This is a genomic window from Gammaproteobacteria bacterium (genome assembly GCA_028819075.1).
Lineage (GTDB): Bacteria > Gemmatimonadota > Gemmatimonadetes > Longimicrobiales > Gaopeijiaceae > BD2-11.
This window is the reverse complement of sequence record JAPPMM010000010.1, coordinates 44,794-58,970: the sequence shown is the minus strand read 5'-3', so window position 1 is coordinate 58,970 and position 14,177 is coordinate 44,794. Positions and strand designations below refer to the sequence as shown.

Here is a 14,177-nt window from a genome sequence, read left to right as displayed (position 1 = left end):
TCGTGGCCCGCTGGAACCAGCTCCCGAAGTCGAACTGCGCGCTCGCGGGACGGGCGCCCGCGAAGAGCAGGACAGGGACGAGCAGTGAGGGGGCGAGGATGCGGTGAAGCATGGAAGAGTCCTTTCGTGTCATCGGTGTGTCGTATCGCGCGGGACCAAAACATCGGAGGTGAACCAGATGCGGAGCCGGTGGCCCGCGCGGATCGTGATCTCGGGGAGCCGGTTCAGATACCGGTCAAGCATCGAGGTGGCGCTGCCCCCGAGCCCCTGGCCGACGCCGGCCCGGAGGCCGTAGGGCGAGGCTCCGGCGAGCGTGAGCCCGCTCAGCGCGCCGACCGCTCCGGCGGCCGCGAACGTCGAGAGGTAGTGGCGGTTCACCCGGTCGCGGAGCGCGCTCTCGCCCACCTGGTTGAGGCCGGTGAACTCAAGGTCCACCCAGCTTCCGCTCGGCAGCAGCAGCCGGTGGAACGCGACGGCGAGGCGGCTCTGGTCCCGGTTCTGGACGGCCTGGGCCGTGCCGACGAGGCGCGCGCCGCGCGGGATCAGCACCCGCTCCCGGTCGGCCGAGTACAGCGGCGCCGACACCATGGCGAGCACCGGGCCCGGGAACTCCCCCGACAACTGGGTGACGAGCACCGCCTCCAGGAACGTGCCCTCGTGGATGCGTTCCCAGCCCGGCGGGTCGTGCGGCCGAACCAAACGGCCGGGCTCGGAGGTGCGCGGCGCGGCGGGAACGTCCGCCTGCGGTGCCGGGCCTCCGACGCCGGGCGCGAACTCTCCCGCGGCCAGCCCGGCCGCCATTTCGGCCTCAAGGGCGGCGAGGGACTGCCCGAGGGAAGCGAGCGCGCCGTCGAGCGACGCGTCTGGAGACTCGGGCGCCACGAGAAATGCCGCCTCGTCCGAGGCTCGGTTCGGATCCCGGTGCGACTGCGCGACGGGTGGCGAGCGGAGCGAGCGCGTCCTGCGCTCGACCTCCTCCAGCCGGAGCGCCTCGCGCAACTCGAACTCGGCCTGGCCCATGCCGGCCCCGGCCCTGCCTGAACTTGCCGCCGTGTCCTGCCCTAGGGCACCGGACTGCCGCCGTTCCCGATCCGCATCCGCCGCCGCCTGCTGGCTCTGACGGTCGGTTTCGTCGCTGAGGCGCCCGTCGAGCGACCGGCCCGTGCGGTCGTCCACGGGCCGGGCCGGCGTGGGAGCGACGCCCTCGGCCGTCTCGTCGGGACCGGAAAACGACGAGGAGAGCAGCAGACCTGCCACGAGCACGGTGATCAGTGCGATCCCGGCCTTCGTGACGAAGCCGCCCGGAAGCGCGCCCTTCGGCTCCCTCACCCACTGCTTCCAGCGGCTCATTTCGAGCCATCCCCGGGCTCGAACCGCCACCCGGCCCGCCGCTCGCCGATCTGGAGCCACCCGTCGCTCATCACATGATGCACGATGTAGAGGCCGTCCCCGGCGAGCTGTACGAGGACGACCGCCGGCTCGCCGTCCCTGAGTTCGTATACTGCGGGAGACTCTTGGCCGCGCGAGCGGATGTAGGTGAACTTGCCGTCGTGCCACATCGCCTCGACCAGGAACGGCCGCCGCGTGGCCGCCCGGTCAAGGCGGTACTCGAACGCGATGCGTGTGGGATATTCCGAGCGGAGCGCCTCGATCTCCGCTTCGGCTCGCCGGCGGGCTTCGACGATCCCCGCCTCGGCTTTTTCCTGTGCGCGGCGGGCGGCTTCGACGGCCTCGGCCGCCATTTGGCGGTAGGCGGAGACTTCGCTCCGGGCCACGAACCCGGGGGCCCCGGACGGAGCCTCTCCCTCCGCGCCCGCCTCTACGCGGACGACCAGGTGGGGCGGCTTCTCCCCGTCTTCGGAGACGAGGAACGAGTAGATGCGCCCCGACTCGCAGACGAGCGCCACGTTCGTCGCCGCATCCTCGGCCAGCGGCTTCAGGTACGCGACGTTCGCCGCGCCGGTCAGGTGCCAGTACTCCGAGTCGCCGGCCACGAAGTCGAGGATCCGCTCCCCGGCCGGAAGCACGATGACCGTGGTATGCCGCACGCGCGCGCGGAGCCGGGGGATCCGCTCTTCGCCTTCCTCCGGCACGGGCACGCGCAGGTAGGCGGCATCAGCACTCTCTTGCTGCGCGGCGGCATCGCAGGGAACCACGGCCAGAAGCAGCGTCAGCAGGACTACGACGATCCCGAGCAGGATCGCAGCGGTTGGAGTTGCCTTCATGGTGTTCACGTCCTCTCGGTTGGTGGGGTGGGATGGGTTCGGCCCGCGAGCGCTTCGAGCGCCCGGACCAGCCCGTGCCTCGCCACGGCCTCGGCGCGCCTCTCGGCGTCGAGCGGCGAGGAGGTGTAGAGCCAGTAGCTCTCGGGATCGACTTCGAGGCGGAGCACCGCCGCCTCGTCCGGGCGGCGAAGGTACAGTTCGCGCTTGGGCGTCAGCCCCCGGATTCGGTCGACCTCCGACTCGTTCAGCCGGAACAGCGCCCCGGCCTCGTCGGGCAGTTCGGCGTTGGCGAGGAACAGCTTGGTGGGGATCGATTCGAGGAGAGCCGAGGCGCCCGGCGTTCCTGTCACATCGACGGCGGACTGCGTGGCGAGCACGAGCGCGGCGTTCTTCTTCCGCCACGTCTTGGCCGCCTCGGCCAGGTAGTTCAGCACGGCGGGGTCCTGCATGTACCGCCACGCCTCGTCCACGACCATCAGCTTGAGCCGCGCGGTCTCGGCCGGGTCCTCGATCTCGAGGCGCATGCGTTCCAGCAGGTAGGCGAGCGCCGCCTCGCACAGGTCCGCGTGCTCCGCCGCGCCCGCCAGGTCGATCACCTGCCAGTCCCGGAACTCGATGTCCGCCGCGCCCGACGGGGGGTTGTCGAAGAACGCGCCCCACGCGCCGCCCTCCGTCCAGCGGCTGAGCGCGGGCCACATCGCCGACGGCAGCGAACCGGCCAGCACGCTCAGAGTCCGGCGCTCGGTGCCGAGCGCGTACAGGTCCTCGATCCGGGCGCGGATCTCGCTCGTGTCCGCGCCGTCGGCTTCGTACCCTCCCAGCTTCAGGAGCCGGAGCACCCAGCCGGTCAGGAACTGGAACGTCCGCGTGGTCGGGGGAAGCGCGAACGGCTGGAGGCGGAGGGTGGGCTCCGCCTCGCCCGGCGCGAGCTCCAGATACCGGCCCCCGAGGAACCGGGTCAGCCAGCGGTAGGAGCCGCCCAGGTCCAGGATCAGGATGCGCGGATCGTACTTGAGCGCCTCGACGAGCAGGAAGTTGAGCGTAAAGCTCTTGCCCGAGCCCGTCGCCCCAAGGATCAGCGTGTGGCCCACATCGCCCGCGAACAGGTCGTAGCGGTACGCCGTGCGCCACGACGTCTCGAACACCGCGAGCGGCTCGCGGTCCAGATGGCGGCTCTTGCGGTTCCCCCTCGGCGGCCCGAACACGGGCGCGAGGCACGCCGCGAGGCCAGCGGACACGAACACCTTCCGCACCTGCCGCTTGCGCGGCTGGGCCGGGAGCCGCGCGAACCATGCGGGAAGCTGGCCGTAGCCCTCCCGGATCACCTTCGCGTCGTGCGCGGCGAACAGGCGGCGCACGTCGCCGTCCAGCCGCTCGATCCCGTCGAGTTCGCCGTGCAGCGCCACGGTCAGCGACGCCTCGCCGTAGGCCACGCCGTCGGCTTCGAGTTCGACGAGCGCCGCTCCCAGACGGTCGGACTCGGCGGCAGCGGCGGAATCGACCATCGCCGCCGCCGTGCCCTGGGCGTCCTGCGCGTGCGCCATCATCGAGTAGCGGCGCGCGAAGTAGTGGCGCTGCGCGCTCCGGATCCGCCGACGCGCCGCTTGAGGAGTCCACGGCCGCCATTCGAGCGAGACGGTCGTCACCGCGTCCAGGCAGAAGAGATCCTTGAGCAGGTTCCCGTGCGCCTGGCCCGGCGGCGACAAGAGCGAATACAGGATCACCGGCTCGCCGTCCAGCCGAAGATGCGACCGCTCCACCTCCAACTCCGAGACCGCCAGACGCCAGTTCATGCCGCTGCCCGTCGCGCCGTCCCAGAACGTGCCGGGCCGGTTGATGAGTTCGGAGAGGAGCCGGGAAGCTTCCAGGTCTCCCAGCATCTCGACCGGCGTGTGCTCCGCCACCAGCGCGCGGCCCGCGTCGATCATCGCGCGGAACCGGCCCGCAGCCGCCTGAATCTCCGAGGCCAGGTAGGTCGTCACCGTCTTGCCGCCGCGCTTCCGAAGCCGCCTGAACCGCGACAGCGGTCCCGGCCCGGAACCCCCGCCCGCCGGACGAAGGTCCGGGTCGTGCGACCAGACCACGAAGGCTTCGAGCCGCTGGACGCGACCGGCGAGGAACGCGCTTCGCTTGCGGCCCGACAGGGACGCGATGTCCGAACCGCCATCGTCCGGACCCTCGGCGAGGCTGGGACGCCGCAGCATGTGGAACTGGAGGCGCGTGTCGGAACCGAGCCCCGACAGCAACCGCTGCCAGAGCCCGAGCACCCGGTCGATCTGCTCAGGCGTGCGCCCGTCCACTGCGGCGGGCCGGATCCGGCCCGCCGCGACCAACTCGCCCGCACGGGTCAGACAGGTGCGGCCATCGTCGAGCCAGCCCCAGTAGGGCAGTTCCTCGGCCAGCGAGCCCGCCGCCTCGTAGGCCCGGCGTTCCTCCGCGACTCTCACTTCGAGTCCGTCCGGATGCGGAGATGCCAGGGCTCTTCCGCCCACTTGCCCGGATCGTACCGCGCCGGATAGCGGGCGGCGGTCCGCAGCACCGCGAGCATGGCCGGGTCCCTCCGGCCCGCGAGCCAGCCCGCGCCGTAGCAACCCGCGAACACCACCCCGCCCGCCACGAGCGAGGCCGTCGCGTTCCACACCGCGACCGCGAGCGTCGCGCCCAGCAGGAACAGCCGCCGCTCCACGCCCAGCACCGTCAGCGGACGGTTCAGCGCCGCGTATCCGGCCCAGCGCCTGAGGCCCCGCATCAGAACAGCCAGCCGAGGAAGTTCACCGCGCCCACGGCCATCCCGATCCCGAAGATGATCCCGGCCAGCGTGCGCTTGCTCCCGCCCTCGCCGAACGCGAACATCAGCCCGCCCACCACGATCGCGATCAGCGACAGCCCGCGCGCGATCGGTCCCGTGAACTGCGTCTGTAGCTCGTTCACCGCGTCCACCCACGGACTCGTGCCCTGCGCGTTGAGCGCACCGGGCGTCAGCATCAGCAGCAAGGCCCACGCGGTCGTCCGCATCGTCGTCAGCAACGTTCTCATCATTTCCTGTCCTTTCCCTGAAGGGTCATTGGGGCGACGGACTCTCCACCGCCCCGGGTCTCGGCAATTCGATTGTGGATCCACGCGTCGAACTCCGACCTGATCCAGCCGACCGCGCGCGGACCCAGGTGGATCGGCGGGGGAAAGCGACCCGCATCCACCCAGCCGTAGATCGTCGGCCGCGCCACCCCCAGCCGGGCCGTGATCTCGGATGCCCGGATGAAGCGGATCGGCTCGTCCGTTCTCTTCTCGCTCGGCCTATCGGCCATCTCTCCACTCCCTCTCGTTCGTCCCGCGGCTGCTTTCGACCAGCGGTGCCGGTGGCGGTGCGGTGGAGCACGCGTGCCGTCCGAGTCCGCGTCGTAGCCGTCGATGAAGGCCAGAATTCGGTCCGCCATCCGTAGCGACAGCGAGCGCCCGGCGGCGATCTGGCGCATCAGGTTCGGGTCGCCCACGGCCCTCATGCCGAACGTCGTCGGCGGCATGCCCGTGCGGTCGAGAAACGCGGCGACGCGCGCGTTGAAGTACCGCTCCAACGTCTCCATGGCCGTACTGCTCTCGCGTCTTCATGGCGAAAACGGTGAAGACTTGTCCGCAGGGGAGTCAACAGCTAGGAGATCGCCTAAGTGTCGATAACGTCGAGGAGGTCCAATACCGTCGAGTTGGCGCTGGACTCCGCCGCCAGCGGGGCGGTGAAGCACCCCCGCGCACGCTTGCGGGCAGTCTCCCGAAACGATCTGAAGGTGGCCTGTGCGGTAGGCGCGGAAACGGCGGACTCGGCGCCGCCGGCCAGCGAGTGGCGGGTCACGTATCCGGACGTGTAAGGCGATGCCGGGCCGTCGGTCGGCGGTTTCCCCCTCTGCCTTGCGAAGCCGCCCGGAATCGGGACTATTTCAATCCATGAAAAACAAAAGGAAACCGGCCCCGGCGCGGCTCGATCCGGTGCGTCGGCGGCTACTCCAGCTCCTGACCACGAAGGGCTCGACCTTGCAGGCCGCGTCGATTGCCATGGGCCGCAACGAGGCCTACCTGCAACAGTTCGTTCACAGGGGCACGCCGAAGATCCTCGCCGAGGACGACCGCGAGATCCTGGCGGAGCATCTGGGTTGCCGGCCCGAGCTCCTCAAGCACGGCAGAAGCTACCGGCTCTCGACGCACGCCAAGCGGCCGCCACCGCCTTCCGACGCCTACTCCGCGCCGGTCGGCTACAGCGTCGTGCCGGAGGCCGATGTCAGATTGGATCCGGGCACGGAGGCTTGGAACGGTGCGTTGCGGGAAACCGGAGAGGCGTGGCTGTTCGCCGATTCGTTCATCCGCCACCGGCTCCGGGCCGATCCCGGCGACCTCTGGATGATCGAGGTGGACGGCGACTCGATGGAGCCGCTGCTCTCAAGCGGCGACCACATCCTGATCGACGCGAGCCGGACGGTGCCCGCGCCGCCGGGGATCTTCGTGATCTGGGATGGCATCGCGGTCGTCGCGAAGCGGATAGAGCACGTGCCGCACTCCGACCCGCCCAAGCTCGCGCTCAGGTCCCTCAACCCCGCGTACGACAGCTACGAACGTCTGGCCGGGGAGGTCCGGGTGGTCGGTCGTGCCGTTTGGGTCTCCAGAAGGCTGTAGGGAACGTCATCGTGTTCTGCGCAACTACCGATCCTGTCGAGCCCGGAGCGCTGATCGTGGTGGCCCACACCGAGCGGTCCGGTCGGATCCGTCTGATCTCGGCCCGGCCGGCGTCGCGGAGGGAAAGGAGAGTCTACCATGAGCGGACGCTACGATAGGCCCCTGACGCCCGAGCAGATCGCGGCCGTGAAGGACGAAGGGATCGACTTCAGCGACATCCCGGAACTGGACGAGGGATTCTGGGAGCCGGCGGAACTCGTCGAGCCGGACCTGACCGACCAGATCACCATGCGCGTGAAGCGCTCCGTCCTGGCGTAGTTCAAGGCTCCGGGGAAGGGCTACCAGACGCGGATGAACCGCGTACTGGAGAGCTACGTGCGGCACCGGACGGGGGGATCCGCCGACACCGGGAAGGGTGCGGGCCGCTGACACGGGCTCCCCGGTCGGTCTCTTCACGTCGATGAACCGGAAGCCGGCTACGGCCGTCCCCGCCTCCGGGCGAACGGCGGTGTCTCCGGCGGTCGCTCGGAGAGCGTCCCCCGGACTGGATCCCGGCCTGTTGCTTGCCGGGAGCCAGCCGACTCCGTGTTGAACACGGAGGCTGGCGAGGGGGTGCCGCGCCCCCCTCCGACCCCAGCTTTCCGTTTTCGCCGCCAAGGCAGCACAAGGCTTGGGACGCCTGACGGAACATCGCCGAGCCTGTCCGCATCACCGAGGCGGGGGTTACAGCCCCGCCTTCATCCCTTGCAGGAAGGAGCATGGGACATCCCGGGGACGACCACGTCCCGGCCTTGCGCGGCGATGCCGAACAAGTCGGCGGCCGCCCGGTCGGTGAACGGGTCGTCCGCCGCGTTGAAGCGGCGCTCGACACCCATCGGGGACGGATGCTGGCCGCGAGCGACCCGAAGAGGTCGGAGGCCGAGCGTGCGCAAGCACACCCGGCCCCGAACCCGTACCAGGCCCTCGGACTGGTGGGTCGCGGTTGATCCTCAAGTGCTCTCCTGGCGCTGTTTGCGCGGGACCGGGCGTCCGTGGACCCGGTCCCACGCGTATTGAGTCGGTTCCGGCCTTCGGCGAACTCAAACTCCCCGGCCTTCGTTCGACGATTCGCGCTTCGCGGACCGGACTGGAGTCGCCGGTCTCCGCGCGCGTTCGGGGCGCCTTGGCGCCTCCGGTTCCGGCGGGCCTCGCCGTACCTGCAGTTGTCGCCCGTGCCAGCGGGCCTTGTATTCGAGCTGGCGCAGCATCTCGCCGCGCACGCCGTCGACGACGATCGTGGCGGCCGCGAGGACGACCATGGTGGTGAGCTTGTGGTGGCGGTCGCGCTCGCGGTTCCTGACGTCGCGGGCGACGTTGCGGAAGCGCTCGAGGACGCGGGCCCGCCGCTTCGAGCCTTCGGCGGAGCGGCCGAGCCGGCGCTGGAGCCGTCTCAGCCGCCGCCCGTCGGCGTCGGCGCGCTCGTCCGGCCCCGGCGTTTCGACGAGCCGGCCGTCCAACTCCACGGCGACGCGCCCGCCGTCCTGGCGCACCACGGCGACGCGGACCGTGGGCGCGGCCGTGTCGAGCGGGCCGCACTCGAAGACGCACGACAGCATCCAGCGCTCGCCGGCGTCGCGCCAGACGCGGCCGTACACCATGCCGAGCGTCGCGCGGCTCGCGGGGCCCTCGAGCCGCCGGGCGGGCAGGCTCCCGCCGCGCCAGCGCATCCACCCGAACTTCGGGAGCCGGACGCGGTCGCCGTCGAAGCGGGTGGCCGCGCTGGCCACGTAGATCCCGGGCGCGCGTCCCTCGGGCTTGAACCTCGGCAGCCCCTGGGCGGGGCGCGGCTTCCTGTGCCAGTTGCGGAACGCGGCGTGCATGTCGGCGGCGACCTGATAGATTGCGGTCGACGGGAACGGGTCCCGGTTCGCCCTGCGGCCGCACCAGTCCTGGGCGGCCGCGCGGAACTGCTTGCCGGTCATGTGCCGCCCGGTCCGGGAATACCGCAGGTTCGAGGCGCCGAGCAGCGTGTTGGACAGCTCGCGGAGCCCCTCGCGGCACCGGGCGAGCAGGCGCGCCTGCGACCGGTTCGGGTACAGGCGGCACTGCCAGCCGACGTAGCGCGCGTCCCCGCCGGGCACTAGAAGGTGGAGCCGACGAGGATCGCGAACATGGTGCGGCGTCCCTCCACCCAGCGGCGGTCGTAGGCGTACCGGCCCTCGAGCGTCGCGCGTCGGTAGCGCAGGCTCAACCCGCCGCCGTACACCGTCTGGCTCGCGTAGGCCGGGTCCGCCTCGTCGTCGTCCACGGTGTTTTCGGGCCACGCCGGGCCGAGGAACCCGAACAGGCGCGGGTAGCCCGGCGAGTCCAGGCGGAACCCGGCGCGTATCGTGGTGAGCAGTTCATTCCTGTTTTCGATCATCATCAGGGTGCCGTCCACGCCGAAGAACGGCGCGATGGCGACCCGATAGCCTTCGGAGGGAACGCCGACCCGCACGTCCAGCCCCGCGTTGAAGGCGAGCGACGCGGGCAGCTGCGTTTCGCGGTCGGTCACGAAGACACCCCCGAGAACGCTGGGCTCCACGTTCACCTGGGCGGCGCCGGCAGCGGGTAGCAGGATCAGCAGGAACAGCGGAATGGTGGAACGCATGTGGGTTTTCTCCGGTTGGGGTGATTCTCGTCTCATGCTCCCGTGGCTCTGTCGCCATGGCGGTTGTCGTGGGCGCGGTGACGAATGCGCGGAGGAGCGCCGCCCCCGCCCGGCGAACCGGGCGGGGGCGCTCTTCTATCGGAACCGCAACCTCCCGCGGACGCCGACGGTGTGTTGCGGGGCGCCGAGTCCGCTCTCGCGCCGCGTTCCCTCGAGGCGCAGTCCGACCCCCGACCCGAGTTCGTAGCGCACGCCGCTCGAGAAGGCCCGCGTGCCACTCCGGCCCAGGTGGAAGCCGCCGTAGGGCGTGCCGTGGAAGCCGGCGATGCCGTACGCCACCTCGCCGTCCACGTCGGGACCCATGCCCGGGCCGTGGCCGCCCACCGCGTCGGTCACCCCGCGCTCCCAGAGCCGGTTCACGCCGCTCGTGTGGTCGCCGTACGACGGCGCCACCCGGATCGAGAGCCCCTGGCCGCGGGTCGCCGGGTCGAACATGAGCGTGCCGCCCATGCCCCATTCCTCGTAGCCGGCGCGCGCCGAGATCACGAACCGGCCGCGGCCCTCCGCGGTCACTCCCAATCCCGGGTTCGTGTAGCGGAGCCCGCCTCCGACCTCCGCGCTCGCGCCGGTCACGCCGTCGCCGTTGTCGTAGCGCATCCCGCCCTCGAGCAGGACCGCCATCTCCTGGCCCGCGGCGGCGCGGAAGCCCTGCGTCAGCTCGAGCGCGAGCTTGCCGCGCTGCATCTCGAGCGTCACTTCCTCGATCTGCGCGTTGCCGTCGACCGTGACCGCGCCGTACCAGCCCTCGGCCCTGACGCGCACGCCGCCCGCGCCGCGCGTGAGCAGCCGGTAGCTCGCGCCCCCCGCCCCCGTCAGCAGGCTCGCGGGGGCGGTGCGGAACCCCTCGCGCTCGTCGTCGACCTCGACGTCGCCGCGGCCGAGCCCGGCCGAGCCCCACACCGAGGCGACGCCCCCGCCGGAGAACCACGCCATGTAGGGATGCACGCTGGCCATCGTGGCGCCGTAGGTGCCCCTCACCGGACGGGCGCCGGTCCTGTCGGTGAAGTCGAAGGAGCCCGAGGAGTAGGAGCCCGCGACGCCCGCCAGGAGGTCCGTCCCCACGCGCGCGTCGATGCCGGCGTGGGCGCTCACCATGCCGCCCTTCCAGTCGAGGGCGCTCTGGCCCGGCTCGCCGAGGTGGTGGTACTCGCCCGCGCCCCAGCTCGCCAGCTGCGTGCCCGTGGCCGACTGCTGCTGCGCGTCGGAGCCCCCCAGGGGCATCGTGAAGGAGGTGCCGCCGAAGAGCGCGGCCAGGCCGGCCCGGCCGCCCTGCGCGGGGCCAAGGCCTCCCGCGTCCGGCGCGGACAGGCTCGCGGCCATCGACGAGAGCCCGTTCGTCTCCACGCGCCGCGCCATGCCCGTCCCGCCGGCCACCGCGTCGACGCGGCGGGCGATCGCCGAGACGGTGCTCGAGGTCATCGCGGAGGCCACGTGCGGCAGCACGCGCGTGTTGAGCCGTCCCGCGCGCCCGATGGGGTCGTCCGTGGCCGCCGAAGCGGTATCCGACGCCGCGCCGGCGCCCACCCGGTTGATCGCCGACACGCGGTAGTGGCGCGTGCTCCCCGGCAGCAGGCCGGTGTGCTGGAACGCGGTTGCCCTGGACTGGGTGTTGGTCCGCAGATCGGTCCACGCCGTGCCGTTCTCCGATGCCTCGATGCGGTAGCCGGTGACGGGCGCGCCGCCGTCGTAGGCGGGTGCAAGCCAGAACAGGTCGATCTGCGTGGGCGAGACCGCGGTGGCCGTCAGCCCGGTGGGCGCGTCCGGCACGGTCGCGTCGGTGATGGCGCTCGCCGCCCGCGACGCCCGGCCCACGCCCTCCCGGTTGATCGCCGAGACGCGGTAGTGGCGCCTGGTGGCCGGCTCCAGCCCCGTGTGCGCGTAGGTCGTGCGCGTGTTGCGCGTGTTGGCCACGAGGTCCGCCCACCGGGTGCCCCCGTCTTCGGACACCTCGATCCGGTAGCCGGTGATGCGCGAGCCCCCGTCGCTCGTGGGCGCACGCCAGGAGAGCTCGATCCGCGAGGTGCCGTCGGCCTCCGCGTCGAGACTCCGGGGCGTGCCCGGCACGGTCGCTTCGGTCGTCGCGCGCGCCGTGTTCGAGAACGGCCCGGTCCCCGCGGTGTTGAGCGCCGCGACCCGGTAGTGCCGCGTGGTCGCGGGCTGGAGGTTCACGTCGGAGAACGTCGTCCCCTTCGAGGTCGTGTTGCGGCGGACGATCCGCCAGGTGCCGCCCCCGTCGTCGGAGGCCTCGATCCGGTAGCCGAGGATCGGGGCGCCGCCGGTGTCGCGGGGCGCACTCCACGACAGGTCGATCCGCGAGGTGCCCACCGCCCGGGCCGTCAGCCCGGTCGGTGCGCCGGGAGCCTGGGCGTACGTGCTCGTGCTCGCCTCGAACGACCACTGGCCGGCTCCCAAGCGGTTGATCGCCGCCACCTGGTACCGGTAGGCGCTGGCCGGCTGTAGGCCCGTGTGCTCGAAGGTCGTCTCCTGCGGACCCGTGTTGCGGGGGATCGTGTTCCAGTTTCCGTCCGGGCCGCGCACCCGAATGGTGTAGGCCGTGATCCGCTCCCCGCCGTCGCTGGCAGGCGCCTCCCAGGCGAGGGTGATGCTGGTCGGTCCCGCCGCCCGCGCGCGCAGGTTCCGGGGCCGGCCGGGCCGTGCGGCATCGGTGGTGCCCCTGACCGCGGTCGAGGGGTTCCCCTGCCCCTGGGCGTTGAGCGCGCGCACCCGATAGTACCGGGTCGTGTTGGGGGCGAGGCCTTCGTCCACATAGGTGGTGGCCGTGCCGGTGGGGCCGGGCACGAGGAAGCGCCATGGCCCGCGGGCGCTGGGAGACCACTGGATGCTGTAGCCGGTGATGGGGCTCCCACCGGTGTTGGCCGGGGGCCTCCAGGTGAGGCGGAGCTCGGTGCTTCCCGTGAGGCCGTTCGGGACTACCGTGAGGCTCGTGGGCGCGCCCGGAACGGTGAGATCGTCGGTGGTCGCCTGGACGACCCTCGACCACGGGCCCTCGCCTGCCGCGTTGATCGCTGCAACGCGGTAATGACGGGTGGTGCCGGCGCTCAGGCCGGTGTCGGTGTATGAGGTGGCCCTGGAATTCCTCACGCGCCGCGTCCACCCGCCGGTTCCCGTGCTCGACCACTCGATCCAGTAGCCGGTGACCGGGCCCCCGCCCGTGGGGGCGGTCCAGTCGAGCTCGATCCTCGACGTTCCCTGAGCTCGGGCCGTGAGGCCCGTCGGTCTCCCCGGAGGGCGGCTCGTCGTGGCCTGCGCCTCCTCCGACCAGTCGCCCTGTCCATGCCGGTTGATCGCCGCGACTCGGTAATGCCGGGTGGTGCCGGGTGAGAGACCCTCGTCCCTGTAACCGGTAGCTCGATGGTTGCGTTCGAGGACATCCCAGATGACGCCGTTGGCCGACCACTCGATCCAGTAGCCCGTGACCGCCGCGCCTCCCGCATCGCTCGGTGCCCGCCAGTCCAACTCGATCACCGACGCGCCGTCGGCGTTGGCGGTCAGGTCGCGGGGCGGTCCCGGCGTCCCGGCGTCCGTCGTGGCGCTCACCGGGGGAGAGGTCCAGGGCCCGAAGCCGTTGGCGTTCCTTGCCCTGACCCGGTAGTGGCGGGTCGTGCCCACCGGGAGCCCCGTGTGCCGGAACGAGGTCTGGCTCGCGGTTTGGGGCGAGCCCCAGCTTATGCCGCCATCAGCGGACACTTGAACCTCGTAGGTGAACGCGCTCCCGGCGGGCGAGGACGGCGCGTCCCAATCCAGGTTGATGATGGTGGGTCCGGCCGCGACCGCCGTGAGATTGAGTGGTACCGAAGGCGTCCCCGTGCTCCCTGTGGTGACGGTCACGAACTCCGGGATTCCCGCGCCGTTGGCGTTTACGGCTCTGACCCGGAAAGTAGTGCTGGCAACGCCCGGCGTCACCGCGCCCACATGGCCGGTCGCGGTGGCGGGCTTATCCGCCAACCGAGTCCACTCTCCGCTGTCCGCGGACACGTCGATCTCGTAGCCGGTGATCGCGCTCCCGCCGTTCGAGGTCGGTGCGTTCCAGGTGAGGGTGGCGATCAAGCCGGCTATGGTTGCCCTTAGATTGAGTGGTGCCGAAGGCGTCTCCGTGCTCCCCGTTGTGGTGGTCGAGGCCACGTTCGAGTAGCCGCTCGTCCCCTCATCGTTGATCGCAGCGACGCGATAGAACAGGGTGGTGCCTGGACTGAGACCGCGATGCGTGTAGCCGTTGGTCACACCAGTATCGTCCTCGATGGTGATCCAGCCCGTAAGACCGTTGGTGGACGCCTCGATCAGGTAGCCGGTGATCGCACTCCCGCCGTCATCGGGCTCCTCCCAGCGGAGAAAGATGGCGGTGGAGCTGAGGCGCGTCGCCGTCAGGTTCTGCGGCGGCGCAGGTACCGTGGGCTGAACCTGAGCCGCGACGGCGGCCGCTCCGGACGGCCCCCACCACGCCACCGCGGTGGCAACCATGAGGAAGCGGGCCAGCGGGCCCAGTGTGTTCCGAATCATCCTGCCGTCTCCTTCCGCGCGGTGGAAAAGACGTTGCGCGTCTGTGTGTGAAATCCATCTGGATTGGCTGGCGAGCCTTCGCCCCG

The 14,177-nt window shown here is 71.3% G+C and carries 12 protein-coding genes and 1 pseudogene; 2 read left to right on the top strand and 11 right to left on the bottom strand.

Annotation, left to right across the window (positions count from 1 at the left end; translation table 11 throughout):
• Positions 1-129: 129 nt before the first annotated feature.
• From OXU32_00915 to OXU32_00885, 7 genes are all read right to left on the bottom strand, one after another.
• Complete coding sequence (locus tag OXU32_00915) at positions 130-1,350, bottom strand: hypothetical protein (GenBank protein ID MDE0072531.1); 1,221 nt, start codon at positions 1,348-1,350, stop codon at positions 130-132.
• The gene (locus tag OXU32_00910) at positions 1,347-2,225 is read right to left on the bottom strand and encodes a TrbG/VirB9 family P-type conjugative transfer protein (protein ID MDE0072530.1); all 879 of its coding nucleotides are present in this window, start codon (positions 2,223-2,225) and stop codon (positions 1,347-1,349) included. Before OXU32_00910 ends, OXU32_00915 begins: the two co-directional genes overlap by 4 nt.
• 5 nt (positions 2,226-2,230) lie before the next feature.
• Positions 2,231-4,672, bottom strand: coding sequence for a DUF87 domain-containing protein (locus OXU32_00905; protein MDE0072529.1), 2,442 nt, complete (start codon positions 4,670-4,672; stop codon positions 2,231-2,233).
• Positions 4,669-4,974, bottom strand: coding sequence for a VirB3 family type IV secretion system protein (locus tag OXU32_00900; protein ID MDE0072528.1), 306 nt, complete (start codon positions 4,972-4,974; stop codon positions 4,669-4,671). Before OXU32_00900 ends, OXU32_00905 begins: the two co-directional genes overlap by 4 nt.
• Complete coding sequence (locus OXU32_00895) at positions 4,974-5,264, bottom strand: TrbC/VirB2 family protein (protein MDE0072527.1); 291 nt, start codon at positions 5,262-5,264, stop codon at positions 4,974-4,976. Before OXU32_00895 ends, OXU32_00900 begins: the two co-directional genes overlap by 1 nt.
• Positions 5,261-5,806 (bottom strand): AlpA family transcriptional regulator, encoded by a 546-nt coding sequence (locus tag OXU32_00890; protein MDE0072526.1) that lies wholly within the window; start codon positions 5,804-5,806, stop codon positions 5,261-5,263. The genes OXU32_00895 and OXU32_00890 overlap by 4 nt, the downstream gene beginning before the upstream one ends.
• A gap of 77 nt (positions 5,807-5,883) precedes the next feature.
• Positions 5,884-6,069, bottom strand: a complete 186-nt coding sequence (locus tag OXU32_00885) for a hypothetical protein (GenBank protein ID MDE0072525.1) — start codon at positions 6,067-6,069, stop codon at positions 5,884-5,886.
• A gap of 92 nt (positions 6,070-6,161) precedes the next feature.
• Between OXU32_00885 and OXU32_00880 the strand changes: the two genes are divergently transcribed.
• The gene (locus tag OXU32_00880; GenBank protein MDE0072524.1) at positions 6,162-6,884 is read left to right on the top strand and encodes a S24 family peptidase; all 723 of its coding nucleotides are present in this window, start codon (positions 6,162-6,164) and stop codon (positions 6,882-6,884) included.
• Positions 6,885-7,022: 138 nt separating this feature from the next.
• A pseudogene (locus OXU32_00875) lies at positions 7,023-7,313 on the top strand (BrnA antitoxin family protein).
• Positions 7,314-7,621: 308 nt separating this feature from the next.
• On the opposite strand, the gene OXU32_00870 reads toward OXU32_00875, so the two are convergent.
• The 4 genes from OXU32_00870 to OXU32_00855 form a co-directional block, all read right to left on the bottom strand.
• A complete protein-coding gene (locus OXU32_00870) occupies positions 7,622-7,759 on the bottom strand; it encodes a hypothetical protein (protein MDE0072523.1) in 138 nt (45 codons plus the stop codon).
• Between the two features lie 204 nt (positions 7,760-7,963).
• Positions 7,964-9,004 carry a transposase gene (locus tag OXU32_00865; GenBank protein MDE0072522.1) on the bottom strand — a complete coding sequence of 347 codons (1,041 nt, stop codon included), beginning with the start codon at positions 9,002-9,004 and terminating at the stop codon, positions 7,964-7,966.
• Positions 9,004-9,513, bottom strand: a complete 510-nt coding sequence (locus OXU32_00860) for a hypothetical protein (protein ID MDE0072521.1) — start codon at positions 9,511-9,513, stop codon at positions 9,004-9,006. Before OXU32_00860 ends, OXU32_00865 begins: the two co-directional genes overlap by 1 nt.
• 135 nt (positions 9,514-9,648) lie before the next feature.
• Positions 9,649-14,091 (bottom strand): fibronectin type III domain-containing protein, encoded by a 4,443-nt coding sequence (locus tag OXU32_00855; GenBank protein MDE0072520.1) that lies wholly within the window; start codon positions 14,089-14,091, stop codon positions 9,649-9,651.
• Between the last annotated feature and the right edge of the window lie 86 nt (positions 14,092-14,177).

What these genes read in the sequence shown, in the direction of transcription:
- OXU32_00910 (MDE0072530.1), bottom strand. Translation starts at nt 2,225, where the DNA reads ATGAAGGCAACTCCAACCGCTGCGATCCTGCTCGGGATCGTCGTAGTC.
- OXU32_00890 (MDE0072526.1), bottom strand. Translation starts at nt 5,806, where the DNA reads ATGGAGACGTTGGAGCGGTACTTCAACGCGCGCGTCGCCGCGTTTCTC.
- OXU32_00870 (MDE0072523.1), bottom strand. Translation starts at nt 7,759, where the DNA reads ATGGGTGTCGAGCGCCGCTTCAACGCGGCGGACGACCCGTTCACCGAC.
- OXU32_00880 (MDE0072524.1), top strand. Translation starts at nt 6,162, where the DNA reads ATGAAAAACAAAAGGAAACCGGCCCCGGCGCGGCTCGATCCGGTGCGT.
- OXU32_00860 (MDE0072521.1), bottom strand. Translation starts at nt 9,513, where the DNA reads ATGCGTTCCACCATTCCGCTGTTCCTGCTGATCCTGCTACCCGCTGCC.
- OXU32_00895 (MDE0072527.1), bottom strand. Translation starts at nt 5,264, where the DNA reads ATGATGAGAACGTTGCTGACGACGATGCGGACGACCGCGTGGGCCTTG.
- OXU32_00900 (MDE0072528.1), bottom strand. Translation starts at nt 4,974, where the DNA reads ATGCGGGGCCTCAGGCGCTGGGCCGGATACGCGGCGCTGAACCGTCCG.
- OXU32_00855 (MDE0072520.1), bottom strand. Translation starts at nt 14,091, where the DNA reads ATGATTCGGAACACACTGGGCCCGCTGGCCCGCTTCCTCATGGTTGCC.
- OXU32_00915 (MDE0072531.1), bottom strand. Translation starts at nt 1,350, where the DNA reads ATGAGCCGCTGGAAGCAGTGGGTGAGGGAGCCGAAGGGCGCGCTTCCG.